We start from the raw sequence: 22,695 nt of genomic DNA on the forward strand, positions 1-22,695 counted from the left end.
GGGCTGGTCCGTTCGAGGTAGGCTCGGCCGGTCGGCGACGGCTGGCGAGCATGGAGAGGAACCCGGATGGCTGCCGGTAACGACGGCGCGAACAAGCCCGAGAACGACGACCCGTTCGGCTACCTGTACGCGGACGGTCAGGCAGCGGGCGCCCAGCCCCCGGGCGGTGGCGGCTACGGCTACCCCGGCCCCGCGGCGGCTCAGCCCGGCGTGCCCCGGACCTCGTACAACCAGGTCAGGACGGTCGGCGAGCGCCAGTACGGCCAGCAGCAGCAGCCGCCGTACGTGCCGCCGCAGCAGCAGGCCCCGTACGGCCAGCCGCAGGCGCAGTACGCCGCGCCCGAGACGTACGGCGGGCAGCAGACCCGCCCGCAGTCCTCGATCCCGCCCCAGCGCGGCGGCGGCTCCGGCCGCGGCCCGAACACCAAGGGCCTTCTGATCGGCGCGGTCGCGGTCGTCGCGGTCGTCGTGATCGGCATCACCGCGGCCGTGATCAACAACAACGGCAACGAGGACGACAAGGGCGGCCAGGCGGGTGGCGGCACGCCGTCGACCGCGCCTGTGAAGCCCTCCGAAGAGCCGAGCACCGGGCCCAGCGCGGCCGAGACCTCCGTCGAGCTCCCGAAGCAGGACGCGGCCACGCTGAAGCTGGGCGGCACCGCGGCCCTCGCCAAGGACGTGAAGGGCGCCGAGGGCTCGAACGGCACGTACGTCGCGGGCTTCAACCAGGTCGGTTCCTCGGTGACCTGGAAGGCGAACATGCCGGTGAAGGGCAACTATCGTCTGACCGTGCGCTACGCCATCCCGGCCGTCGACGCCAACGCGACCCTGACGGTCAACGGCAAGGCGAACTCGCAGCCGATCGGACTGAAGAACTTCATCCACTCCTCGGACCCGAACCTGGAGAAGAACTGGCAGACCACCTGGGCGCCGGTCACCCTCCAGAAGGGCGACAACGAGATCCGGATCTCGTGCGAGGCGGGCAACCAGTGTGACGTGCTGCTCGACTGGCTCGAGGTCACGCAGGCTCAGGCGGACTGAGGACTCGCCTCGTTCGTTCCTGCACATGGCCGAAAGTTCGTTTACCTCCCCATTTGCAGTCCGTAGGATCGGTTACCGATCAAGCACCTTCTCGCTGGACGTGAGGGTGCGCCGGACTGTCGGGGAGGCCCAAAGGTGCGTGTTGTAGGGAAGATCGCCTCGATCGCTGTGCTGGCGTCGAGTCTGCTCCTCGGGGCGACACCTTCGGCATCTGCAGCCGTATCGGGAGCCTACGCAGGAGTCGACTGGAACGTTCGCGCGTCGACCTCGACTACCTCTACCGTGATCGCCCGGATTCACGCTCTGGGTACCGGGACCCCCGACACGGTCCCTTGCTGGACGGCCACGTGCACAGGACGGGTGACCGGTGGCTCTTACCGGTGCTCCAATGAGACTGCCACGTACAACACCTGGACTCCCCTCAACTACAACGGGACGAAGAGGTGGGTCGCCGACAGGTGCGTGACGCTCGGTCGCATTGCCTGAGGTCCCAGTCGGCGGAGCGCTGCTGACGGCGGGCGCGCGATGGAGTGAGGCTTACTGGGAGCCCGACTCCGCCGTCACCTTCACCCGGGGCAGCAGCTCCCCGTAGGCCGTCGGGTCGAACTCGCCGGCCACCGGGGAGAGCACCGTCGCCGCCGAGAGGGCGACCGCCCGGGTGAGGCGTTCGGGCCAGGGGGCCTTGTCCACCAGGCCCGACAGGAGGCCTGCGACGGCCGAGTCGCCCGCGCCCGTGGGGTTGCCCTTCACGGCGGCGGGCGGGGTCGCGCGCCACAGGCCCTCGGGGGTCGCGGCGAGCAGGCCCTCGGGGCCGAGCGAGGAGACGACCGCGCGGGCGCCCCGGCCCCGTGCGTCGTGGGTCGCGCGCAGCGGGTCGCGGGAGCCGGTGAGCTGGGCGAGTTCGTCGGCGTTGGGCTTGACCAGGTCGGGGCGGGCGGCGATGCCGCGCCGCAGTGGTTCGCCGCTGGTGTCGAGGAGGACGGGGACTCCGGCCGCGCGGGACAGGCGGACGAGTTCCGCGTACGCGCCGACGTGGATGCCCGGCGGGAGGCTGCCGCAGAGGGCGACCGCCGTGGCGCCGTCCAGGAGCTCCGTGAAGCGGGTGCGGAAGGCGGCCCACTCGTCGGCCGTGACGGTGGGCCCGGGTTCGTTGAGCTGGGTGGTGTCGCCCGTCGTCGTGTCGACGACCGCGACCGTGCGGCGTGTGGGGCCCGCCGTCCCGACCAGTTCGTCCCGGACCGGGGTCGCCGCGAGCAGGTCCCGCAGCACGCCGCCCGTGGCGCCGCCCGAGAAGCCGGTGGCGACGGTCTCGTACCCGAGGGCGGCGAGGACGCGGGCCACGTTGAGGCCCTTGCCGCCGGGGCGTTCGATGACCTGGGTGACCCGGTGCGAGGCGTGCGGGGTGAGGGCGGGGACCCGGTAGGTCAGGTCAAGGGCCGTGTTGAGGGTGACCGTGAGGATCACGACCTGTCCACCCTCCGTCGTCCGTCATGCGTATGGCGTGTGAAGTGCCGCGGAACGTGTGTTCCGACGGGCACTGATCATGCCAAACGAAAGGCGGTTGGCCCAGACCCGCGGCCGACCGCCCTTCCGTGTGACTCCTGATCAGACCGCCGTCGGGTCGACGATCCACTCGCCCTTGCGCATGACGCCCCTGACGTCGAACCCGGCGTCGAGGACGACGAGGTCGGCGTCCTTGCCGGGCTCCAGGGAGCCGACGCGGTCGTACACGCCGAGGAGGCGGGCCGGGTTGGCCGAGATGGCCTGGACGACGGCTTCGACGGGCAGGCCGTCGATGGTGGCGGCGCGCTTGAACGCGCGGTCCAGGGTGAGGGTGGAGCCTGCGATGGAGCCGCCCTCGACGAGGCGGGCGACGCTGTCCTTCACCTCGACCTCCAGGGGGCCGAGCATGTAGCGGCCGTCGCCGAAGCCGGCGGCGTCCATGGCGTCGGTGATGAAGGCGACGCGCTCGGGGCCCGCGTGGTGGAAGGCGAGTTCGAGGGCGGCGGGGTGGAGGTGGGTGCCGTCGTTGATGAGCTCGACGGTGATCCGCTCGTCCTCCAGGAGGGCGGCGATGGGGCCGGGGGCGCGGTGGCCGAGGCCGGGCATCGCGTTGTAGAGGTGGGTGGCGACGGTGGCGCCCGCGTCGATGGCCGCCACGGTCTGCTCGTACGTCGCGTCGGTGTGGCCGATGGCGGCGATCACTCCGTGCTCGGCGAGCAGCCGTACGGAGTCGAGGCCGCCGGGCAGTTCGGTGGCGAGGGTGACCATCTTGGCCTGGCCGCGGGCGGCGTCGATCAGCTTGCGGACCTCGGCGGGGTCGGGGTCGCGGAGCAGCGTCTCGTCGTGGGCGCCCTTGCGGCAGGGGGAGATGAACGGGCCCTCGAAGTGGAGGCCGGCGAGCTCGCCCTGCTCGGCGAGCTCGGAGAGCAGTCCGGCCCGTCGGCTGAGGAAGTCCATCTCGCCGGTGACGAAGGAGGCGACGACGGTGGTGGTGCCGTGCAGGCGGTGGGTGTGGATGCCCTTGAGGACCTCGTCGACGGTGCCGGAGGTGAAGGAGGCGCCGCCGCCGCCGTGGTTGTGCATGTCGACGAAGCCGGGGACGAGCCAGTGGCCGGTCAGGTCGATGGCCGGGGCGCCCTCGGGGGCGGAGCCCGTGATCCGGTCGCCCGCGACGATCACGCGTCCGTTCTCGACCGTCCCGGTGGGCAGCACGACGCGTGCGCCGGTGAGAACCTTGTGATCGGCCATCAGGCGGAAACCTCCGAGTCGAGGGAGAGAAGGTCCCAGGCGAGGAGGCCCGCGCCCAGGCATCCGGCGGTGTCCCCGAGGGCTGCCGGCACGATGGCGGGCAGCTTCTGGAACGTGACTCGTTCCTCCACCGCGGCCCGTAGTGGTGTGAACAAGGTTTCCCCGGCCTCGGCGAGTCCGCCACCGATGATGAGGGTGCGCGGGTCGAGCAGGGTGAGGGCCGTGACGAGTCCGTCGGCGAGGGCGTCGACGGCGTCCTGCCAGACCCGGAGGGCCGTGGCGTCGCCGGATTCGACGGCCTTGGCGCAGTCGGCGGCGTCGGCCTCCGGGTCGCCGCTCGCCTCGGCCCAGGCCTGGGAGACGGCGGACGCGGAGGCGTACCGCTCCAGGCAGCCGCGCTGGCCGCAGCCGCACTCCGTACCGCCGGGGCGGACGACGATGTGGCCGATCTCGCCGGCGTAGCCGTGGGCGCCGGCCTCGATGCGGTCGCCGATGCCGATGGCACCGGCGATGCCGGTGCCGAGGGGGACGAAGAGGAAGCGGTCGGCGCCGTTGCCCGCGCCGATGCGGCCTTCGGCGAGGCCGCCGGTGCGGACGTCGTGGCCGAGGGCGACGGGGACGCCGTCGAGGCGGCGGCTGAGGAGTTCGCGCATGGGAACGTCGCGCCAGCCGAGGTTGGCGGCGTAGACGGCGATGCCGTTCTCCGCGTCGACGATGCCGGGGACGGCGACTCCGGCGGCCGCGGCGGGCTCGCCGTACCGCTCGTGGCCGAGGGTGCGGAGGTCTGCGGCGAAGTCGAGGATCGTCTCCACGACGGCCTCGGGGCCGCGCTCGCGCCCGGTGGCGCGGCGGGCCTCGTGGAGCAGGGTGCCGTCCGCCCCGACGAGGGCGGCCTTCATGCCGGTGCCGCCCACATCCAGGGCGATGACGTGTCTCACGGGGGACAGTCTGGCGCGCGGGCACCCAAAAGGTCTAGTCCACTGCCGAGGATTGTTGCGTACGGATACAAATCCGGGACCCGTCATGGCCTCATGGTCCCCCCGGCGTTGCGGAAGTGATACCCGAGTGGTGTAGACCTCATGCACGCGCGCGAGAGAGACTTACGGCCCTGCGCAGAGCAAACCTGGGGCTCGAAGCAGCTCAACGACGAGCAAAAGGTGGATGAAGCCGTGGAGCGGCGACGATTCCTTGGACTGACCGCGGCCGCCGCCGCACTCGGCCTGACGGCGACCATGACCGGCTGCGGCTCACTCGGAGGCGACTCCGGCGACGTGACCCTCAGACTGGTCGCGGCCGACTACGACCTCACCGGTGGCGACACCACCGAGAAGTACTGGACCGACCTCGTCGCCGCCTTCGAGGCCCAGCACCCCGGCATCAAGGTCGAGATCAGCATCGAGTCCTGGGACGACGTCGACCGCAAGGTCGCCGAGATGGTCGAGGCCGACAAGGCCCCCGACATCGCGCAGATCGGCGCCTACGCCGACTACGCCGCCGCCGGCGACCTGTACGCCGCGGAGGAACTCCTCACCATCCCCGTACAGGCCAACTTCCTCGCCCCGCTCGTCGAGGCGGGCGAGTACAAGCGCACCCAGTACGGGCTGCCCTTCGTGGCCTCCACCCGGCCCCTCTTCTACAACCAGACCCTCTTCGACGAGGCCGGGATCGAGGCCCCCACCAGCTGGGCCGAGCTCGCCGAAGCCGCCGAGAAGCTGAAGGACAACGGTGTCCGCACCCCCTTCGCGCTGCCGCTCGGCCCCGAGGAGGCCCAGGCCGAGGCCCTGATGTGGCTGCTCAGCGGTGGCGGCGGCTGGACCGACGCCACCGACCGCTACGCCGTCGACTCCGACGCCAACATCAAGACCTTCGACTGGCTCAAGAAGAACCTCGTCGGCAAGGGGCTCACCGGGCCCGTCGCCCCCGGCAAGCTCAACCGCAAGGCCGCCTTCGCCGCCTTCGCGAAGGGCGAGGTCGGCATGCTCAACGGCCACCCCTCGCTCCTCCAGGAGGCCGCCAAGAAGGGCGTCAAGGTCGGCCAGGTCCCGCTTCCCGGCGTCGAGGGCCCGCCGAAGGCCGCCATGGGCGTCGCCGACTGGATCATGGGCTTCAAGCAGAACGGTCACCGCAAGGAGATCGGGGCCTTCCTCAACTTCGTCTTCGCCGACGACAACGTCCTGAAGTTCGCCGGCGACAACGACCTCCTGCCGGTCACCGTCAGCGCCTCCAGCCGCATGGAGACCGAGCCCGAACACGCCGACCTGCGCGTCTTCCTCAAGACCCTCCCCGACAGCCAGCTCCCGCCGGTCGGCAAGACGTCCTGGGCCAAGGTCAGCGAGAACGTCAAGCAGAACATCGGCAAGGCCGTCACCCCGGCCGGGCGCCCCGCCGACGTCCTCGGCTCGATCGGCCGGATGGCGACGACGGCGGAGGCCGCCGAGTAGGACGGCTGCCGAGGCCGCCGAGTGGGACGGCGGCCGGGAACGCCGAGTAATAAGTTGGTCCTATGACCGACGAGCAGGAAGAGGAAGTCACGGAGGGCGGGCTCGGCGAGCGCGCGCGGGCCGTTCTGGCCGTGGAGCGCCGCTCCTGGCCCGGCCCCGGCGCCAAGGAGCGGGCCGTCCGCGAGCGGCTCGGCCTCTCGCCGACCCGCTACTACCAGCTGCTCAACGCCCTCCTCGACGACCCGCGCGCCCTCGCCCACGACCCGGTGACCGTCAACCGGCTCCGCCGGGTCCGGGAGGAGAAGCAGGGACGGCGGTAGTCGGCCACGTCTCCGGCCCTCCTGACGCGGGCGCCCCGCCTGGGTAGGGTCGGAGGCATGGTCAACAGCCTTCCGCACCCGACCACGTCCACCGGCCGCGACGGCATGGCCGCGCTGCTCGCGCGGCCCGCGAAGGCCGTCGTCGCCCTCGACTTCGACGGCACCCTCGCCGAGATCGTGCCCGACCCCGAACAGGCCCGCGCCCACCCCGGCGCCGTCGCCGCGCTCGCGGCCCTCGCCCCCGAGGTCGCCTCGATCGCCGTCGTGACCGGCCGCCCCGCCGGCGTGGCCGTCCGCTACGGCGGCTTCGCCGGGGTCCCCGGCCTGGAGCGCCTCGTGGTCCTCGGCCACTACGGCGCCGAGCGCTGGGACGCCGTCACCGGCACCGTGCAGGCCGCCGCCCCGCACCCGGGCGTGGCCTCCGTCCGCGCCGAGCTGCCCGGCTTCCTGGACCGGGCAGGGGCCTGGCCGGGCGTCTGGATCGAGGAGAAGGGCCGCGCGGTCGCCGTGCACACCCGCCGCGCCCTCGACCCGGAGCGCGCCTTCGAGGCGCTGAAGGGCCCCCTCGGCGAGCTGGCCACCCACCACGGCCTCGTCCTGGAGCCCGGCCGCATGGTCCTGGAGCTGCGGCCGCCCGGCATGGACAAGGGCGTGGCCCTGGCCGCGTACGTACGGGAGGTCGGCGCCGGGTCCGTGCTCTACGCGGGTGACGACCTGGGCGACCTGCCCGCCTTCGCCGCCGTGGAGAAGCTCCGCGCCGACGGCACCCCGGGCCTGCTGGTGTGCAGCGGCTCCACGGAGGTCCCGGAGCTTGCCGAACGCGCCGACCTCGCGGTCCGGGGCCCGGCGGGCGTGGTCGCGTTCCTGGCGGAACTGGCGAGGGCGGTACGGGAGGAGGCCTGAGGCCCCTCCCGTACCGCCCCCTCAGCAGATGATCAGTGCGCGGCCGGGTTGGTCACGCTGATCGTCAGGTCGTCACCGGCGTCGCCGGTGACCGTGACGCGGACGCCGTGTCCTGCGACCTTCACGCTGGCCTGCGGGGCCGACGTGTCGTAGTACGCGTTCGGGTCCGTGTCGTCGAAGACCGGGATGCCCGGGACGGAGGGGGCGCAGGCCGCCTGCGTCTCGACGGTCTGGCCGCCGCCCTTGCCCACCAGGACCTCCTTGTGGAGGCAGGTCGCGTCCGTGGCCTCCAGGCCGAAGGTCGCGTCGAAGGGCTGGCGCCGGTTGCTGGGCGCGGTCCCGTCGGAGTACCGGAACGGGGCCGGGCGGGCGTCGACGGCCATGGCCTGGCCGCCGCCCGGGTGGGCGCTGACGTTGTTGTCGTCGAAGGACCGGTCGACGTACCAGACGAGCATGCCGTTCTGGTAGCGGAAGTACTCGACCCAGTCCGGCGCGGTGACGCCCTTGCTGAACTGGTACGGGCCTTCGGCGAGGAGCGCGTCGGAGCCGACGTACTCGCGGTTCTCCAGGAGGTAGTAGCGCGGGTAGGTGGCGGTCTCGGTGCCGGTGGAGATGTTCCAGCGGCCCGTGGCGGTCCAGGCGCCCGCGCCCTGCTCGACGTCGTCGGTGGCCAGGGTCGTACCGCCCGAGGTCAGCGAGATGTCGTCGAGGAACGCGCCGGCATAGTGCACGCCGCCGTCCGTCTGGTAGCGGAACCGGAAGAGGGAGGGCTTGCCCGCGGAGTCGTACGCGTACCGCAGGGTCGTCCACTTCCCGGCGGAGGAGCCGTCGACGGCCGCGCCCGCGCGGGCCCAGTTGGCGCCGCCGTCGAGGGAGTACTCGGCGAAGAGGTAGTCGAAGTCGGCCTCGATCTCGTACCAGGCGCTCGCCTTGACGGTGACGCGCGAGGCGGCCGGAACCGAGCGGGTGAGGGACTGGTTGAGGCCGTCGGCCGAGCCGGTCCACCAGGCGTGGGTGCCGGAGGTGGGCGTGGTGTAGGTGGTGCTGCTCGCCTTGTCCGGGAGCGCGACGCGGACCGCCTGGTCCTTGCCGGTGACCTGGAGCTGCGCCGGGTTGAGGGTGTACGTGCCGGAGGTGCCGAGCGGGGCGTCGGTGTAGTCCAGCCAGCCGAGGAAGAGCTTCTCCTCGGCGCCCATGAGGCCCGGGTGGGTGCCGATGCCGGCGTTCGCGGCGGCGCCGTGGCTCAGCCAGGAGCCGGAGCTCATGAGGGTCCAGAAGGCGGTGGAGTTCTCGCCGCCGTCGGTGTCGTAGTAGTCCGGCAGGCCGAGGTCGTGTCCGAACTCGTGGCAGAAGACGCCGAGTCCGCCGTTCTCGCCCTCGGTGGTGTAGTCGCCGAGCCAGTACTTGGACTGGCCGATGCGGGCGCCGCCCGCCTTGTTCTGGGTGCCGGAGACGTCGGGCCCGGTGAGGCCGTAGTCGTCGCCGTTGACGTACCAGCGGTGCGACCAGATGGCGTCCTCGCCCTGGGCGCCGCCGCCCGCGTCCTCGCCCATGCCGGCGTGGACGGCCTGGAAGTGGTCGATGTAGCCGTCGGCCTCGTCGAAGTTGCCGTCGTGGTCCCAGTCGTTGCGGTCCCAGACGTCGAACTGGGCGAGGTAGGCGTCGATCTCGGCGGGGGTCTTTCCTGCCGCGAGCTGCGCATTCCACCAGGCGTCGCCGGTGTCCTGGACGAAGGCCCACGAGCCGCCGTTGTCCTCGATGGCGTTGTCGCCGTAGAAGGAGGCGTTGTGGGGGACCTTGACCCAGTCCTCGACGGTGTTGGTGACCGAGTAGCGGCCGCCCGAGAGCTTCTCGTAGTACGTCTTCATCGACTCGCCGGAGCCGTTGAAGAGGTTCTCGTAGTACGCCTTGTTGAAGTCCGCCGTCCAGGCGTTGGAGTTGTCCACGCTCCGGTCGGGCTGGGCTATCTCGTTGTGGAGCGGGCCGGGGACGGTGCCGTACTTGCCGGCGCCGTCCGTGCCGAACTCGGAGAGGATCGTGAAGATCTTCTCCTGCCGGTCGGCGGTGGTGGTCTCGATCTCGGTGAACTTGCCGGGCGCGACCTCGACGACGCCCTCGGCGTTCGCCTTGGCCTTGCCCTTGGCGACCAGGTCGATCGCCTTCTCCCGCAGCTCGGTGCGCTGCTTCGTGAGCGGTCCGGGACGGTTGTCCGGCCGGTGCGCGGCGGCGCCGGCCGGGGCGTCCGGGGCCTCCTGCGCGGTGGCGGGGGTGAGCCCCGCGGCGAGAAGGGCGGTGAGCGCCGACCCGAGGGTCATGCCCACGACAATCTTCTTCACGTCTGTTGCGATCCTTCCGCTTGCCTGAGGGGGAAAACGGATCGCCTGGGGGAACGATCGCCGCAGAGTCTGACACGAGAGCACCCCTCAGGAGGAGGGGGTCGCACCGATTACCGGTAGCCGATTGACCGGCTACCGGTGATCGGGCCCCTGCTACTTGAGAAGAAGGTCCACCACGCCCGTCAGGTCCTCCTCGCCGCTGCCCACCGCGAGCCGGCGGCGCATCAGCTCGAAGTACGGCTGGATCAGCTCGGGGCTCACACCCTGCTCCTCGGCCGTCGTCTCGAACGTCGGCGTGCCGGCCACCTGCATCGCCAGGTTGGAGACCACGTCCGTGGTGAAGTCGCCGCTCTTCAGCTGGGCGGCGGTCTGCAGCACGGAGGGACCCGCCATCGCCGCGATCCAGCCGGAGAGCAGCGGGGCGAACGCGGACGGGTCGATGTCCTCCCTGCGGATCAGGGCGAAGGCGTGCGCGACGCCCCCGAACATGCCGTACATCGCGCTCAGCAGGGCCACGTCGTGCAGCGCCGCGAAACCGGCGTCCTCGCCGACGTAGACCGTGCCGACCGGCACCGCCAGGGCCTCCTGGTGGAGCTCGAACAGCTCACGCGAACCGCTGTAGAAGACGTACCCGCCGGCCTCCGGGACACCGACCATCGGCGGTACGGCCATGATCCCGCCGTCCAGGTAGCGGGCACCCCGCTCCGTGGCCCACGCGGCGCGGGCCCGGGCCTGGGCGGGGGTCGTGGTGGTCAGGTTGACGAGGTCCTTGCCCGCCAGGTCGACGCCGTCCAGGGCGGCGCCGACGGAGGCGTCGTCGAGCAGGCAGACGATGACGAGGCTGCTCGCCGCGACGGCCGCGGCCGCGCTGTCGGCGGCCTTCGCGCCCTCGGAGACGAGCGCCTCGGCGCGCGACGGGGTGCGGTTCCAGACGGTGAGGGGGTGGCCGGCGTCGAGCCAGGTACGGGCGAGGGCGGTGCCCATCGCGCCGAGGCCGAGGAGGGTGACGGGGGACTTCTCTGCGGTGTTCTGTGCCATGACCACAAGGCTGCTGCAGGCCTTTGACCTGCTCAAGTACCCACTTCCAAGTGGGCAGTTACCCTGAGGTCAGCGAGCAGGTCAGAAGGGTGGACACATGACGACGCTGAACCGGCCCGGAGCGGACGACGGCCACATCTGCGGCATCGACACGGCGATGGAGGTGATCGGCGGCAAGTGGAAGGTGCTCATTCTGTGGGCCCTCCACGAGCAGCCCCACCGCCGCTTCGGCGAACTGCGCCGACTGGTCCCGGGCATCACGGAGAAGGTCCTCGCCTCGCACCTCCGCGAGATGGAGGCGGACGGCGTCGTGGACCGCGTCTCCTACGAGGAGGTCCCGCCCCGCGTGGAGTACGCCCTCACGAAGGACGGCATCCGCCTCAATGACGCCCTGGAGCCTCTGGCGGCGTGGGGGAGGGAGCGGGTGTCCGGTCCCTGAGCCCGCCTCCGGACGGGCCTGCGCTTGACGGTCCGGCGAGGCCCCTGAGGAGCCCCGTCGTGGCCTCGACCCACGAAAGCCCGCCCAGACGGCGGGGAAGCCGGGCGGGCGTGCGCCACGTGTGCACGGCAACCACCCACCGGCCCCAGCCACGCTTCCCTCTGATGTCACTACCTAGGCCCGCGGCGGCCCACAGGATCCCTGGGCGAGGGTGGGGCACCCCCGAGGAACGGAGCATCGCGAGTACCGCAGGGGCTCCCGTACGGCGGGTGCCCTTTACCTATTAAGACAGGCCGACCAGGGCGAGCTTCTGACCTGCCTGTATGAGCGGATCACGTTGCAGCCATGCTCACGGGCCATGCGAAATTGAATAGAAACTCTGCGGAAGCCGCTTGGGCTATGCGAATGTGAATTCTTCATCCAGTCCTGGATGACCTCATTCAGCCCGGAGGTACCCTGTGCGTGCGGCCCGACGAGTGACCAAGATCGAGACTGTCAACCGGGCCACTGGCGAGATGCAGGACCTCACTGTGCATTCGTCAATCGGCGTCGCGCATGGACTCTGGTTCCGGGGAGGTGGGTTCACCACGATGGGATACGACGCGCATGACGCCCTCGCCGAGGCGGACCTCAGCGGGGCGTCCTACAAGCTGTTCCACAAGATGTGCGCCCTTCAGAACCGCAAGGACCACGGCCTTGTCCGGGTGGAGACCCAGGTCAAGTTCGCCGAGCAGGTGGGCATGTCCCAGTCGACGGTGTCGCGGGCTCTTCGGCAGCTCGCTGAGGCAGGGTTCATCTACCCCGATGGGCGTGACTGGCGGATCCGGCCCGACTTCGCGTTCAACGGCAACGGCGCCGCCCAGGGCCAGGCCGTGCAGAACATCCCCGCCGGCACCCCCGACCCGTACGCCAGGAAGGGCGCCGAGCTGACAGTCATCGACGGCGGCAACGACAGCGACGCCTGAGGTACCGGACGAACCGTCCGTGCTCCATCTCCTCGGCTAACGGTCGCGTTCCTCGGCCGCCGCCGCGATCGGCCTGATCATCGCGGTAAGGAGGGGGGAATCGGGAGACGGTCGGCTCGTGCCGATCACCGCGTATCCCCAGGACTCGTAGACCCTCTGGACCTTCCCGTCACCCGCTGCCGCGTTGACCATGAGCGACACGTACGTCTCGCCGCGACCGGCGAGCAGCTCGTCATGGATGCGCCGTGCCAGCCCGGTACCGCGATGGGGGACTGTCACGCCGATCTCCTTCAGGGCCAGGGACGGAGAGCGCGTGAATGCGGCGTCGACTTCACCCATCCTCGTCCACCACCGGTCATCGCCTTCCACGGCGTTTCCGTACGCGTAGCCCACCGGCCGGTCCTCGGCGTCGAATGCCAGCACCGCTTCGAATCCCGGCTCGATCCCGTGACGTTCGACTCGCGTGGTGAACGTGGGGACCGCGTAGTTCGGTAGGTGCAGCAGGGGCTCGCGTACCTGCGCGTACACCGCGATCAGTGGAGCGATGACCTGCTCTATGTCGGTGAAGTGGCGCAGTCGTGGGGTCATGCGGGCTGCCTCCAGGTGTCGCGGGCATACTGGGTCCAGCTGTGGGTGAGTGCGGCGTCTGGAGCGATGATCTCCAAGCGGCTGCCGAACGTGCGGAGCATCCCCACGACTCGCGGGTGACGGACAGCGGCGTCGACAGAGACGGACATGGCGGTCGCGACGGCGGGTTCCACCTCGCCCTGTTCGAGCTGCGCCCGCGCAACGCGGGTCGTGGCGATGGCCTTCGAGCGGTGCATGTGAGGGCGCAGAGCCGCGAGGCATCGGTGGCCGTGGGCCTCGGCCTGCTCGAAGTCGCCCAGCGCGAGGTTCGCGGACAAGGCGAGGCTGTCGAGCTCGGCCTGGTCGTAGAAGGCGTTCATCCAAACGGGGCGCTGGGCTCCTGGGTCGGCGCGCAACAGGGCGTCCTGTGCCTGCTCCAAGGCGCGGCGAGTGGCCGTGCCGTCTCCGGCCGCGCCGTGGATCGCACCCTGTCTGGCCAGGCCGAGGGAGGCGAACATGGGGTCCTGGCGGGTGATTCCGAGTCTGCGGGCCACATCGTTGGCCGCAGCGGCGTCGTTTGGACGGCCCATGTGTCGGAACATCGTGCCCGCGTGGGACCAGATGCGGAACTTGATGTACGGATCGCCGGCCATCTCCGCGAGCTCCTGGGCGACACGCATGTGGCGGGTGGCATCGTCGAACCGGCGGCCGTCGACGGCCGCCCACATGGCGGAGGACCGGAAGGCGGCAGCCGAGGCGTAGACCTGCTTCCTGATGCGCTGGCTGGCGTTGGCGGAGTCCTGGAGGGAGAGTGCTTCGTCCGCGAGAGCGGCGGCCTGCTGCTCGATGCCGAGTTGTCCGCCGTGGCGGTGGTCCTTGGCGATGATGTCCGCGAACTTGCGCTGGAGGCGTTCGATGTCGCTGACGCCGATGCGGCGAGGGGCGCCGAAGGCCGGGGCGGCTGACGTGAAGGCCAGGGCGGTCCCGGCGGCGATGAACTGGCGGCGTTTCACGGGGTCCTCCGGCGGTGCTGGGGTGCTGGGGGGCTCGAACCCCAGATCTCGTAACGGGCAGCGGAACACTGCCTCCAGCGCCCTACTCGTGCGGCCGATGGGACGCCGGGTTGCCCCGTTGATCAGGTTCCGGACGGTCCGGTCCGACACCTCGCCGGGCCTGCCGGTGATCTCCAGCAGGGCGGCGTTCATCCGACCTGCCAACTCCTCCTGCGTGAGGCCTAAGTCGGCCATCCGCTGCTTCAGCACGGCGTTGACTGCCACGAGGCAGAACGTAGACCCAGCTCATCTTCGGGGCCAGCAGCTTCGCAAAGCGCTCGCAAAGTCTTCCGGTCGCATGCCCTGCCTCGGTCGGCAACCCTTCCTGTTCCATAACGAGATCGGGCCGTTCACTGAGTACAGGCCGTCCGGGCGAGGGCCGATCAACGCAGGCTCCCCTACCAGCCCGGACGGCCGTCGAATCCACCGACGGCAGGAGCACGCGATGGACGGTCCTCTCCTTCCTCGCCGCACGCCAGGAGCGAGCGGGCACGAGCCCGGGAAGCCGAGTCCGGAGTACGGCGTTCCGAGCCGTGAGCTGCGGGAACGGGCGGCTGGCGGCTGGGAGAGGTTCCTGCGCCGCTTCGCGGGCGAGCAGCCCGAGCAGGAGGGCGAGGCGTGAACACCGTCGACCACGACGGGTACGAGCAGCACGAGCTGCTCGGACATCGAGTTCGGGACATCGCGTCCCGGGGCGAGGGCGAACTCATGGCCGTCACGCACGAGATCCACAACGACGGCCGTGTGGTGCGGGTCGCCTACATCCGGCCCCTGTCCGGAGTGGAGTGGTCGACGGCTTTCGCCAACGTCCGGGCCGTCCAGTGAGGCAGCACTTCGTCGTCCTGTTCCATGCCGTCGTCACCGGCGCCCTCGTCATCGCCTTGGCTGTGGCGGGGACGCCCGGCACGTAGGCACACAGATTCCCGCTCCGTCTCCTTCTCGGAAGTCGGCGCGAAGCGGGTTGTCCAACACCTCACCCATCTGGAGAAAGGCACCGCCATGAACGAACCGCTCCGCAAGGAGTACATCCCGACGCCCGAGCCGGACATGGTCGATGTCGGCGACATCGCCGAACTGACCGAGGGGCAGGGCGGCGGTCAGTCCGAGGACAAGCGGCGCGCGTACAACTGCTGATCGCCCGCCCGTGTGGTGTGCGGCCCCGTCCTCGGTCGGGGCCGCACACCTCGTACCCGGCCCGCCCCGAGACTGGAGGACCCGTGCCCCTCGGTGGATTCAGTACGACATCGGACGACTTCCCGCGCCTTCTCGGCGCTCATTTCCCGGCTGCCCCAAGCGCGCTCTGGCGGCTTGGGAAGACTCCGGTCCGCACCGTGACCGCCGGCGAGGGCCGATCACGCGTTCTGGTGATCGGATCCTGCGGTGCGACGGACGGACAACTGCGTGTTCTCTCCGACGGGCCGGTGCCCGCTGACGTGACGTGGCGCTGGCCCGGCCTGTACGCCGTGATCGAGGAGCGCACGGAGGGCGTGCTCGTACACACCGACCCGGCGGCAGCCTTCCCGCTGTATGGCACACGGTGGGGTGGTGGCTGGGCGTGGTCGACGTCTGCCCGTGTTCTCGCCTCGCTGACCAGGGCCGATGTCGATGTGCGTCGGGTGGGGTGTGCCGTCCTGGCCCCCTCGGTCCCCGCGCTGGCCGGCAACAGGACCTTCTTCACGGGAATCCAGCAGCTTCCGCCCGGCAGCCGGATCGAGCTGCCTCGGGACGGGGGAGTCCTCCGCTGCATCACGACGTGGCGCCCCGAATCGGAACCCGGGCGCATGGCACACCGGCAGCTCCGCCGGACCCTCACGAACGCAGTGGCGCTACGCGCGCAAGCGGACCCCACGCTCTCCTCCGATCTGTCCGGCGGTCTGGACTCCACCACCGTGGCAGTCCTTGCCGCACGCGCCCTCAGCGGCTCACACGTCCTCAACGCGGTGACCATCCATCCGGAGGGACGGTTGGACGGAGCGGACCTCCACTACGCGCGGTTGACCGCTGCGGCCTCGGCGGGCCGGATCACCCACCGCCTTCTTCCGCTGGGTACGGAGCATCTGCCCTACAGCGGGATCACATCGGTACCGGCCACCGACGAGCCGGCCCCTTCGACCCTCACTCAGGCCCGACTCCTCGGTCAGTTCCGCTGGATGCACCGCGAGCTCGGCACGCGAGCCCACCTGACCGGCGACGGTGGGGACAGCGTCCTGTTCCAGCCCCCGGCACAACTCTGTGACCTCATGCGCGCCGGACGGTGGCGTCGGGCTGTGCGCGAGGCGCAGGGCTGGGCTCGCCTGCGCCACACCCCCGTCGTGCCCCTGCTGCGTGGTGCTGCCGCGATGGCCCGCATCAGCCGACCTGACGCTCTCGCCCTCCTCGCCCGACACTTCTCCGGTGAGACGCCACCGAGCCACGACCGGGGGAACGTCCGCTGGTTCACACCTCTGCCGATCCCGGGGTGGGCAGCCCCTGCTGCCGTCGGCCGTGTCGCCGAAGCTGCCGCGCAGGCCGCCGCCGCCTCCGACCCTCTCCACAAGCTCGACGCCTCCCTCCACACACTTGTGGACGAGATCCGGGAAGTCGCGCGTACCGCCAGAGCCGATGCCGAACTCGCGGCGTCCTGTGGCGTCGACCTCCACAATCCCTTCCTGGACCCGTCCGTGATTGACGCCGTGCTGCGCAATCCGCTGGAGCGCCGGCCGTCTGTCCACGGATACAAGCCGCTCCTCGTGCGTGCTGTCGGCGACCTGCTGCCGCCTGCCGTGGCCGCACGCACCACCAAGGGGAGCTTCGAAGCCGACCATTTCACCGGGATGCGCGAGAACCTGGACGATCTCCTGGCCCTCGGTGACGGACGTCTGGCATCCCTCGGGCTCCTCGACCCCACGCGCTTCCGCCGCTGCCTTCGGCACGCAGCCGCCGGTGTCCCGATGCCGCTCGCCACCCTCGAACAGGCCCTCATGGTGGAAGCCTGGCTGCATGCCCACCATCGCGACCCGTTCCCGACCTGGGTCGACAACGTCCCCATCAGGACGATCAGGTGAAGAGGTCCGTGGACTTCGGGCACGTCCTGGTCGTCGTCGACTACCGCACGGGCCGCGTCCGCTGCCAGGTCCCGGGGCGGAGCCCGCTGCCCGTCGTCGCACCGGCCGCCAGCTGGGGCAGTGCCGAGCACCCCGCTGGAATCGAGCGGCCCCGGGGGGCGTGGAGTCTTGCGGCCGTCGCCGCCCTCGCGGCTGTCTTCGCGATCAAGAGGGTGGGAGGCAGGGCGACCGCCATGCACCGTGTGGCGATGGTGATCCGCGCCGCCGCGTGGGCATGTCGTCGTCCCGCCACCCCCGAGCAGGCCGGATCCGCCGTGCTCGCCGTACGCCACGCCGCCTGGCTGTCACCCGGTCGCACGGCCTGTCTGGAGGAGTCAGCCGCAGTCGTAATGCTCCTCGCCGCACGGGGTCTGTCCGTCACCTGGTGCCACGGCGTCGCGCCAGACCCCGTTCGCCTGCACGCGTGGGTCCAGACTGAGGACGGCACGCTCGCGGCCGAGCCCGAATCGACCCGTGCCTACACCCCCGTTCTCGTGATCGGAGACCGTCGTGACCGCTGACCCGGTTCTGTGGATCAAGGACGACACCTGCGGCCTCGGCCCCTTCCGGCCCGACCTCGTCGAGACCTACTGGGAGTGGGAGCAAGACCCGGCCCTTCTCGTGGGGTATGGGCGTCAGAGTCCCGAATCCCTGGTGGCACGTACCGAGGGCATGGCTCACCAGCTGCGTGGTGAGAACATCCGCTTCACCCTCTACGACGTAGGCGGTGCCGAACCCGTCCCCGTCGGGGTCGCGACGCTCCTTCCCGACCACCAGGTGCGGACCGCCGAGTACGTCGTCATGATCGCCCCGGAGGCACGCGGGCGTGGTCTGGGGAGCGCGGCCACACGCCTCGTTCTCGACTACGCGTTCCATGTCGTCAACGTGCGGATGGTTTGGCTGAAGGTCCTGGCGCCGAACGTGGGCGGTGTGAAGGCGTACGAGAAGGGGGGATTCCGGATCGCCGGCACCCTGCGCGAGGCGGGGTACTGGCTTGGTGAGGTGTGCGACGAACTGGTCATGGACGCCCTCGCCCGCGAGTTCACCGGGCCGTCCGCCGTGCGTGCCCTCGTCGATCCCGATCGGTAGTAGTGGCGGTCAGGTGTTCCGCAGCGACTCCAGCTGGTTCAGGAACCAGCGCTGCGGCGGGAGGGCCGTGGCCGCCGCCGTGAGGCGTTTCGTGCGGTCCGTGCGTTCGGCCGGGGGCATCGAGAGGGCCTTGTGGAGAGCCTCCGCCGTCTGTGAGACGTCGAAGGGGTTCACCGTCAGGGCGTCCTCCTTCAGCTCCTCGTACGCGCCCGCGCCCGTCGACAGGACCAGTGCGCAGCCCGCCTCCGAGACCACCGGTATCTCCTTCGCCACCAGGTTCATGCCGTCGCGCACCGGATTCACCAGGGCCACGTCCGCGAGGCGGTAGGCGGCGAGGGAGCGGGGGAAGTCGTCCTGGACCGAGACCAGGACCGGCTGCCAGTCCGCCGTGCCGAAGTCCGTGTTGATCTCGTCCGCCATGGCCGTCACCGCGGCCGTGTACGCGCGGTACGACTCCAGGTCCTGGCGCGAGGGGTACGCGGACGCCAGGTGGACCACCCGGTCGCGCCACTCGGGGTGGGTGGTGAGGAGCTCCCGGTAGGCCTGCAGGCCGCGGAGGATGTTCTTCGACAGTTCCGTGCGGTCGACCCTGACGATGGTCCTGCGGTCGCCGACGTCGCGGCGGAGCCCGGACAGTCGTTCGTCCACCTCCGGGCGGTACGCGAGGGCCCGCAGGTCGTCGCCGTCCACGCCGAGCGGGTACACCGCGACCCGGGTGTCCCCGAGGCCGGAGGGCTCCGCGCAGTCCGTGAAGGCCGCGGCCCACCTGTGCGTGTGGAAGCCCACCTCGTCCGCGCCGAGCATGCCCCGCAGCAGTTCCTCGCGGATGTCGTCGGGGAGCATGCCGAGATACTCCGGCGACGCCCACGGGGTGTGCGTGAAGTGCGAGATCCGCAGGTCGGGGCGGAGCTCGCGCAGCCGGCCCGGCACCAGGGCCAGGTGGTAGTCCTGGACCAGGACCGCCGCGCCCTCCGCCGCCTCCGCCGCCAGCGCCTCGGCGAACGCGTGGTTGTAGCTGCGGTACGACTCCCAGCGGCGCCGGAACTCCGCGTCGAAGACCGGCTCGCGCGGGATGTCGTACAGGTGGTGGTGGAGGAACCACAGCACCGAGTTCGCGATGCCGTTGTACGCGTCCGCGTACACGTCCGGGGCGATGTCCAGCATGCGGACGCCCGGCTCGCCCACTCCGCGTCTGACCGCCTCCCGGTCACCTTCGCCCAGCGCCGCGCACACCCACACGCTCTCCTGCGAGGACACGGCGCTCAGGCCCGAGACCAGGCCGCCACCGCCTCTGCGCGCGGCGAGCGAACCGTCCTCGCCCAGCACGTACGAGACCGGGCCCCGGTTTGATGCGACCAGCACAGTAGCCATGTGGCGAACCTAGCCCGTCCCGTAAACGCTCAAACGTACGTATACGAGACGAGCCGATTCGGCCACGGTCAGTGAGCGCCCGGCCCGGGCCCGGCGCTCCCGTCGGTTCCGGCGTCAGTTCTCGCGCCGGCCGCGCATCGCCGCCTTCGCCACGACGCCCGTCGCCGCCAGGGCCACGCCCAGCGCGCCCAGGAGCCACAGCCGCTCGCCGTTGCCGCCCGTCTCCGCCATCGAGCCGCCGGACGGGGCGCCTCCGTGAGGGCCAGGAGCCGGGGGCGCGGGGGGAGCGGCGGGCACGGGCGGCTCGCTCGTCACCGGAGGCGTCGGGGTCGGTGTCGGCGTGGGATCCACCGGGGTCGGGGTGGGCGTGGGGGTCGGTGTCGGGGTCGGCGTCGGCTTCTCGATCACCGGCGTCACCGCGCACGACGGGTCCTCGCTGCCTTTTCCGCAGTTGGAGCGGGGGGTCTCCACCTCCACGCTGTTGCGGAGCTTCCCGTCCCCGCTCGGCGGGTCCTTGATCTTCACCGAGTAGGTGACGGTCGCCGTCTTCCCGGCCGGGATGGTCCCCGTGTACGTGATCTTCGGTGCCGTGTACGTCACCGTCCCCAGCTTCGTACGGACGTCACCGGCGTAGTCGGCGTCGTCCAGGTTCCCCGTGAGGTCGTCGCTGAACGTGGCGTTCGGGTAGTCGAGCGCGCTGATGTTCCTGGCGGTGATCGTGTACGTGAGCGTGTCACCCGGCTTCACCGTGCGCGCACTCGCCGTCTTGGTGATCTCCAGGTCGGGCACCGGGACGGAGAACGCCAGCGCCGACGGCACGTAGGTGTCGCCGCTCGTGGAGAACGTCAGGTCGGCCGAGGTCGCGCCCGCCGGGACGGCGCCGGCCGGGAGGTCGAAGGCCTTGGCGTCGATGCTCAGGTTGTTCACCAGCTTCGGGGCGACGGCGCCGTCGTCCTCGCTGACGAAGAAGTTGTCGGTGTTCCCGGTGTGCGACTCGGTGACGTTCCTGCCGTCGACGAGGAACTTGTCGCCCGGCGTGTTCCAGTCGCCCTCGTACGCGGTCACACTCGCCCGCACCGTGCCCGGGCCCCGGTGGAAGCCGTCCACGGTGATCGTCGTGGCGGGGGAGGTCGAGCGCTGCAGGACGTGGCCGCCGTACACGTACACGTTCCGCCGTTCGGGGGCGAGGACCGGGTCCGGGCCGGGGAACCTGTGGACCACGGTCAGGGACCAGCCCGCCACGCAGCCCTTGCCGCTCGGCGCCCAGACGTTCCCTACCGCCACCTGCGCGTCCGTACCCGAGACGCCCGCGAACGCGGCCGTCACGTCCGACTCGCCCGTGTAGTAGTGCGGGCCGTTGGCGTCGGCCGGGTCGGCGACCATGCTGTCGATCGAGACGGGCGTCACGGGGCCCGCGCCCACCTTGATCACCGGGGCGGTCGTCGTGGGGTCGCCGGGGGACGGGTCCACGTCCGCGCCCGAGATGTCGCAGCGCTTCAGCTGGGCGCCGCTCGGGCCCTTGTACGTGCCGTCGTTGCCGCCCCAGAAGAGCCGGGCGTACGCGACCTCCGCGCCCGCCGGGACCGTGACCCTGCCGGTGCTCGAACCGTGGCCGCCGCCCGTGCCTACCGTGTCGATCCGCCGCATCACGAAGGTGTTGTTGTTGTCGGAGCCCTGCCCGCCCGCCGCCGTCGCGCAGCGGGCGGCCAGGTCCGCGGGGGCCGTGGGACAGCCCATGACCGTGTTGCCGATCGTGGTGAAGTCGCCGTACAGCGACTCGTCGTACCGCTTGCCGAACGGCTCGACCACGTCCGCGACGGCCGGTCCCGCCGCCGTGAACGCGAGCGAGCCCGCCGCGAGCCCGATGGCCGCGAGCACTCTGCCCAGGTGGTGTTGTCTGAAGCGCATAAAAGGGCAATGTAGGCAAAACAGATCATCATCGGGCGTTACGCCACGCGGTGCCGCCGTCCTCCCCGAGCGTTACGCCACGCGGCGGCGCCCCGCCTCCTCGTGCCCCGCCTCCCCGCGCCCCGCGCCTTACGCCACGCGGCGGCGCGCGTACTCCGCGATCTCCGCCATCGGCGGCCGCTCCTCCGTGTCCACCGCGTACGTCCGGGGTATGAACCCCGCCTCTCCCCGCTCGAACTGCGTCAGCCAGGGCCGCACCAGATGCCCCCGCGACAGCCGCAGCTGCGCCGTCCGGTAGATCGCCGCCGCCATCCGGCCCAGCGCCTGCCCGTCCTGGTGCCGGTGCTTGCGCACCCCCACGTCCACCTGCGCGAGAGCGTCCAGGCCCACCGTGTGCAGGGCGTCCACGAGCAGCCCCAGTTCCACTCCGTAACCGACGGGGAACGGCAGCCGTTCGAGCAGCGAGCGCCGCGCCGCGTACTCGCCGCCCAGCGGCTGCACGAAACCGGCCAGCTGCGGCCAGTGCAGGTTCAGCAGCGGGCGCGCCACCAGCTCCGTCACCCGACCCCCCTGACCAGGAGTGTCACCGAACGGGCGGTCGTACATCGCCTTCACGAAGTGGACGTCCGGATCCGTGAGCAGCGGGCCCACGATCCCCGTCACGAAGTCCGCCGAGAAGTCCCGCAGGTCCGCGTCCACGAAACAGACGACGTCCCCGCTCGTCACCATCAGCGACCGCCACAGGACCTCGCCCTTGCCCGGCACCGCCGGAATCCGGGGCAGGATCGCGTCCCGCGCCACCACCCGCGCCCCGGCCGCCGCCGCCACCTCCGCCGTACGGTCCGTGGAGCCCGAGTCGATCACCACCAGCTCGTCCACCAGCGGCACCGACTCGCTCATCAGCTCACGCCGGATCACGGCGACGATGTCCCCGACCGTCGCCTCCTCGTTCAGCGCCGGCAGCACCACGCTGACGCGCGTCGAACGCTTGGCGGCGAGGATCCGCTCCAGCGGCCGGTCCGCCACGGACCAGGACCGCCGGGCCAGCCAGCGCTCCACCTCTTCCAGCACGTGATCTCCATCTCGCGGTTCGGACGGCCGGTCCAAGGGTCCGGGCCTTCGGTTACAGTCTTGAACAACGCGGATCCCCGATGCACGTCGGGGTGCCGACCGCGTCGGAGCGCAGGAACGAAGCCCGCAAGGAACTTCACCCCGCTTCACAATCGAATACCGCTCATCCAGAGGGGCAGAGGGAAACGGCCCGTTGAAGCCCCGGCAACCCTCCAGTCGGTTCGTCTCGTCCTCCAGCGAGGCCCCCGACTAGGGAAGGTGCCAAATCCGTCTCATGGCGAAAAATTCGTCATGGGAAAGATGAGGAGAAAGGGCCTCGC

Annotated in this window: 22 protein-coding genes and 1 riboswitch; of the genes, 12 read left to right on the top strand and 10 right to left on the bottom strand. The window is 70.9% G+C overall.

Annotation, left to right across the window (positions count from 1 at the left end; genetic code table 11):
- Positions 1–66 precede the first annotated feature (66 nt).
- Positions 67–1,041: a CBM35 domain-containing protein gene (locus ACIA8N_RS23875; protein WP_365782472.1), complete on the top strand. Its 975-nt coding sequence runs from the start codon at positions 67–69 to the stop codon at positions 1,039–1,041.
- 537 nt (positions 1,042–1,578) lie between these two features.
- Here ACIA8N_RS23875 and ACIA8N_RS23880 read toward each other — a convergent pair.
- From ACIA8N_RS23880 to ACIA8N_RS23890, 3 genes are all read right to left on the bottom strand, one after another.
- Positions 1,579–2,505, bottom strand: coding sequence for a 1-phosphofructokinase family hexose kinase (locus tag ACIA8N_RS23880; protein WP_365782474.1), 927 nt, complete (start codon positions 2,503–2,505; stop codon positions 1,579–1,581).
- Between the two features lie 141 nt (positions 2,506–2,646).
- Positions 2,647–3,792 carry an N-acetylglucosamine-6-phosphate deacetylase gene (nagA, locus tag ACIA8N_RS23885; RefSeq protein WP_365782476.1) on the bottom strand — a complete coding sequence of 382 codons (1,146 nt, stop codon included), beginning with the start codon at positions 3,790–3,792 and terminating at the stop codon, positions 2,647–2,649.
- Positions 3,792–4,730 (bottom strand): ROK family protein, encoded by a 939-nt coding sequence (locus ACIA8N_RS23890; RefSeq protein WP_365782478.1) that lies wholly within the window; start codon positions 4,728–4,730, stop codon positions 3,792–3,794. The genes nagA and ACIA8N_RS23890 overlap by 1 nt, the downstream gene beginning before the upstream one ends.
- A gap of 219 nt (positions 4,731–4,949) precedes the next feature.
- Between ACIA8N_RS23890 and ACIA8N_RS23895 the strand changes: the two genes are divergently transcribed.
- From ACIA8N_RS23895 to otsB, 3 genes are all read left to right on the top strand, one after another.
- On the top strand, positions 4,950–6,233 hold the full coding sequence (locus ACIA8N_RS23895; protein ID WP_365782480.1) for an extracellular solute-binding protein: 1,284 nt from the start codon (positions 4,950–4,952) through the stop codon (positions 6,231–6,233).
- A gap of 62 nt (positions 6,234–6,295) precedes the next feature.
- Positions 6,296–6,553 carry a DUF3263 domain-containing protein gene (locus ACIA8N_RS23900; protein WP_365782482.1) on the top strand — a complete coding sequence of 86 codons (258 nt, stop codon included), beginning with the start codon at positions 6,296–6,298 and terminating at the stop codon, positions 6,551–6,553.
- 57 nt (positions 6,554–6,610) lie between these two features.
- The gene (otsB, locus tag ACIA8N_RS23905; RefSeq protein ID WP_365782484.1) at positions 6,611–7,456 is read left to right on the top strand and encodes a trehalose-phosphatase; all 846 of its coding nucleotides are present in this window, start codon (positions 6,611–6,613) and stop codon (positions 7,454–7,456) included.
- Positions 7,457–7,488: 32 nt separating this feature from the next.
- On the opposite strand, the gene ACIA8N_RS23910 is transcribed toward otsB, so the two are convergent.
- Together ACIA8N_RS23910 and ACIA8N_RS23915 are read right to left on the bottom strand one after the other, a co-directional pair.
- Positions 7,489–9,792, bottom strand: coding sequence for an immune inhibitor A domain-containing protein (locus tag ACIA8N_RS23910; protein WP_365782486.1), 2,304 nt, complete (start codon positions 9,790–9,792; stop codon positions 7,489–7,491).
- A 153-nt stretch (positions 9,793–9,945) separates the two neighbouring features.
- Positions 9,946–10,830, bottom strand: a complete 885-nt coding sequence (locus ACIA8N_RS23915; protein ID WP_365782488.1) for an NAD(P)-binding domain-containing protein — start codon at positions 10,828–10,830, stop codon at positions 9,946–9,948.
- Between the two features lie 97 nt (positions 10,831–10,927).
- Between ACIA8N_RS23915 and ACIA8N_RS23920 the strand changes: the two genes are divergently transcribed.
- Together ACIA8N_RS23920 and ACIA8N_RS23925 are read left to right on the top strand one after the other, a co-directional pair.
- Complete coding sequence (locus ACIA8N_RS23920) at positions 10,928–11,269, top strand: helix-turn-helix domain-containing protein (RefSeq protein WP_365782490.1); 342 nt, start codon at positions 10,928–10,930, stop codon at positions 11,267–11,269.
- Between the two features lie 590 nt (positions 11,270–11,859).
- Positions 11,860–12,234, top strand: coding sequence for a helix-turn-helix domain-containing protein (locus tag ACIA8N_RS23925; protein ID WP_365782492.1), 375 nt, complete (start codon positions 11,860–11,862; stop codon positions 12,232–12,234).
- Between the two features lie 36 nt (positions 12,235–12,270).
- Here ACIA8N_RS23925 and ACIA8N_RS23930 read toward each other — a convergent pair whose 3' ends face one another.
- On the bottom strand, positions 12,271–12,822 hold the full coding sequence (locus ACIA8N_RS23930; RefSeq protein ID WP_365782494.1) for a GNAT family N-acetyltransferase: 552 nt from the start codon (positions 12,820–12,822) through the stop codon (positions 12,271–12,273).
- Positions 12,819–14,078 carry a helix-turn-helix transcriptional regulator gene (locus ACIA8N_RS23935; RefSeq protein ID WP_365782496.1) on the bottom strand — a complete coding sequence of 420 codons (1,260 nt, stop codon included), beginning with the start codon at positions 14,076–14,078 and terminating at the stop codon, positions 12,819–12,821. Before ACIA8N_RS23935 ends, ACIA8N_RS23930 begins: the two co-directional genes overlap by 4 nt.
- A 220-nt stretch (positions 14,079–14,298) precedes the next feature.
- Between ACIA8N_RS23935 and ACIA8N_RS23940 the strand changes: the two genes are divergently transcribed.
- From ACIA8N_RS23940 to ACIA8N_RS23965, 6 genes are all read left to right on the top strand, one after another.
- Positions 14,299–14,475, top strand: coding sequence for a hypothetical protein (locus ACIA8N_RS23940; protein WP_365782498.1), 177 nt, complete (start codon positions 14,299–14,301; stop codon positions 14,473–14,475).
- Entirely contained in the window at positions 14,472–14,678 is a 207-nt protein-coding gene (locus ACIA8N_RS23945) for a hypothetical protein (RefSeq protein ID WP_365782500.1), read from the top strand. The genes ACIA8N_RS23940 and ACIA8N_RS23945 overlap by 4 nt, the downstream gene beginning before the upstream one ends.
- A gap of 174 nt (positions 14,679–14,852) precedes the next feature.
- The gene (locus ACIA8N_RS23950; RefSeq protein WP_365782502.1) at positions 14,853–14,987 is read left to right on the top strand and encodes an albusnodin family lasso peptide; all 135 of its coding nucleotides are present in this window, start codon (positions 14,853–14,855) and stop codon (positions 14,985–14,987) included.
- Positions 14,988–15,070: 83 nt separating this feature from the next.
- Positions 15,071–16,897: an albusnodin/ikarugamycin family macrolactam cyclase gene (locus ACIA8N_RS23955; protein WP_365782504.1), complete on the top strand. Its 1,827-nt coding sequence runs from the start codon at positions 15,071–15,073 to the stop codon at positions 16,895–16,897.
- On the top strand, positions 16,894–17,457 hold the full coding sequence (locus tag ACIA8N_RS23960) for a lasso peptide biosynthesis B2 protein (protein WP_365782506.1): 564 nt from the start codon (positions 16,894–16,896) through the stop codon (positions 17,455–17,457). The genes ACIA8N_RS23955 and ACIA8N_RS23960 overlap by 4 nt, the downstream gene beginning before the upstream one ends.
- Positions 17,458–17,470: 13 nt before the next feature.
- Positions 17,471–18,025, top strand: coding sequence for a GNAT family protein (locus ACIA8N_RS23965; protein WP_365782664.1), 555 nt, complete (start codon positions 17,471–17,473; stop codon positions 18,023–18,025).
- 9 nt (positions 18,026–18,034) lie between these two features.
- On the opposite strand, the gene ACIA8N_RS23970 is transcribed toward ACIA8N_RS23965, so the two are convergent.
- The 3 genes from ACIA8N_RS23970 to ACIA8N_RS23980 form a co-directional block, all read right to left on the bottom strand.
- Positions 18,035–19,396, bottom strand: coding sequence for a trehalose-6-phosphate synthase (locus ACIA8N_RS23970; protein ID WP_365782508.1), 1,362 nt, complete (start codon positions 19,394–19,396; stop codon positions 18,035–18,037).
- A 114-nt stretch (positions 19,397–19,510) separates the two neighbouring features.
- Complete coding sequence (locus ACIA8N_RS23975) at positions 19,511–21,304, bottom strand: hypothetical protein (RefSeq protein WP_365782510.1); 1,794 nt, start codon at positions 21,302–21,304, stop codon at positions 19,511–19,513.
- Positions 21,305–21,433: 129 nt separating this feature from the next.
- Positions 21,434–22,375 (bottom strand): glucosyl-3-phosphoglycerate synthase, encoded by a 942-nt coding sequence (locus tag ACIA8N_RS23980; RefSeq protein ID WP_365782512.1) that lies wholly within the window; start codon positions 22,373–22,375, stop codon positions 21,434–21,436.
- A gap of 160 nt (positions 22,376–22,535) precedes the next feature.
- Positions 22,536–22,682, top strand: a riboswitch (SAM riboswitch).
- Positions 22,683–22,695: the final 13 nt, after the last annotated feature.

The sequence above is a fragment of the Streptomyces sp. NPDC051822 genome, from assembly GCF_044452745.1.
Taxonomy (GTDB): domain Bacteria; phylum Actinomycetota; class Actinomycetes; order Streptomycetales; family Streptomycetaceae; genus Streptomyces.

Coding starts and splice junctions, on each gene's coding strand:
- ACIA8N_RS23915 (WP_365782488.1), bottom strand. CDS start 10,830: ATGGCACAGAACACCGCAGAGAAGTCCCCCGTCACCCTCCTCGGCCTC.
- ACIA8N_RS23970 (WP_365782508.1), bottom strand. CDS start 19,396: ATGGCTACTGTGCTGGTCGCATCAAACCGGGGCCCGGTCTCGTACGTG.
- ACIA8N_RS23950 (WP_365782502.1), top strand. CDS start 14,853: ATGAACGAACCGCTCCGCAAGGAGTACATCCCGACGCCCGAGCCGGAC.
- ACIA8N_RS23975 (WP_365782510.1), bottom strand. CDS start 21,304: ATGCGCTTCAGACAACACCACCTGGGCAGAGTGCTCGCGGCCATCGGG.
- otsB (WP_365782484.1), top strand. CDS start 6,611: ATGGTCAACAGCCTTCCGCACCCGACCACGTCCACCGGCCGCGACGGC.
- ACIA8N_RS23900 (WP_365782482.1), top strand. CDS start 6,296: ATGACCGACGAGCAGGAAGAGGAAGTCACGGAGGGCGGGCTCGGCGAG.
- ACIA8N_RS23925 (WP_365782492.1), top strand. CDS start 11,860: ATGGGATACGACGCGCATGACGCCCTCGCCGAGGCGGACCTCAGCGGG.
- nagA (WP_365782476.1), bottom strand. CDS start 3,792: ATGGCCGATCACAAGGTTCTCACCGGCGCACGCGTCGTGCTGCCCACC.
- ACIA8N_RS23930 (WP_365782494.1), bottom strand. CDS start 12,822: ATGACCCCACGACTGCGCCACTTCACCGACATAGAGCAGGTCATCGCT.
- ACIA8N_RS23940 (WP_365782498.1), top strand. CDS start 14,299: ATGGACGGTCCTCTCCTTCCTCGCCGCACGCCAGGAGCGAGCGGGCAC.
- ACIA8N_RS23875 (WP_365782472.1), top strand. CDS start 67: ATGGCTGCCGGTAACGACGGCGCGAACAAGCCCGAGAACGACGACCCG.
- ACIA8N_RS23920 (WP_365782490.1), top strand. CDS start 10,928: ATGACGACGCTGAACCGGCCCGGAGCGGACGACGGCCACATCTGCGGC.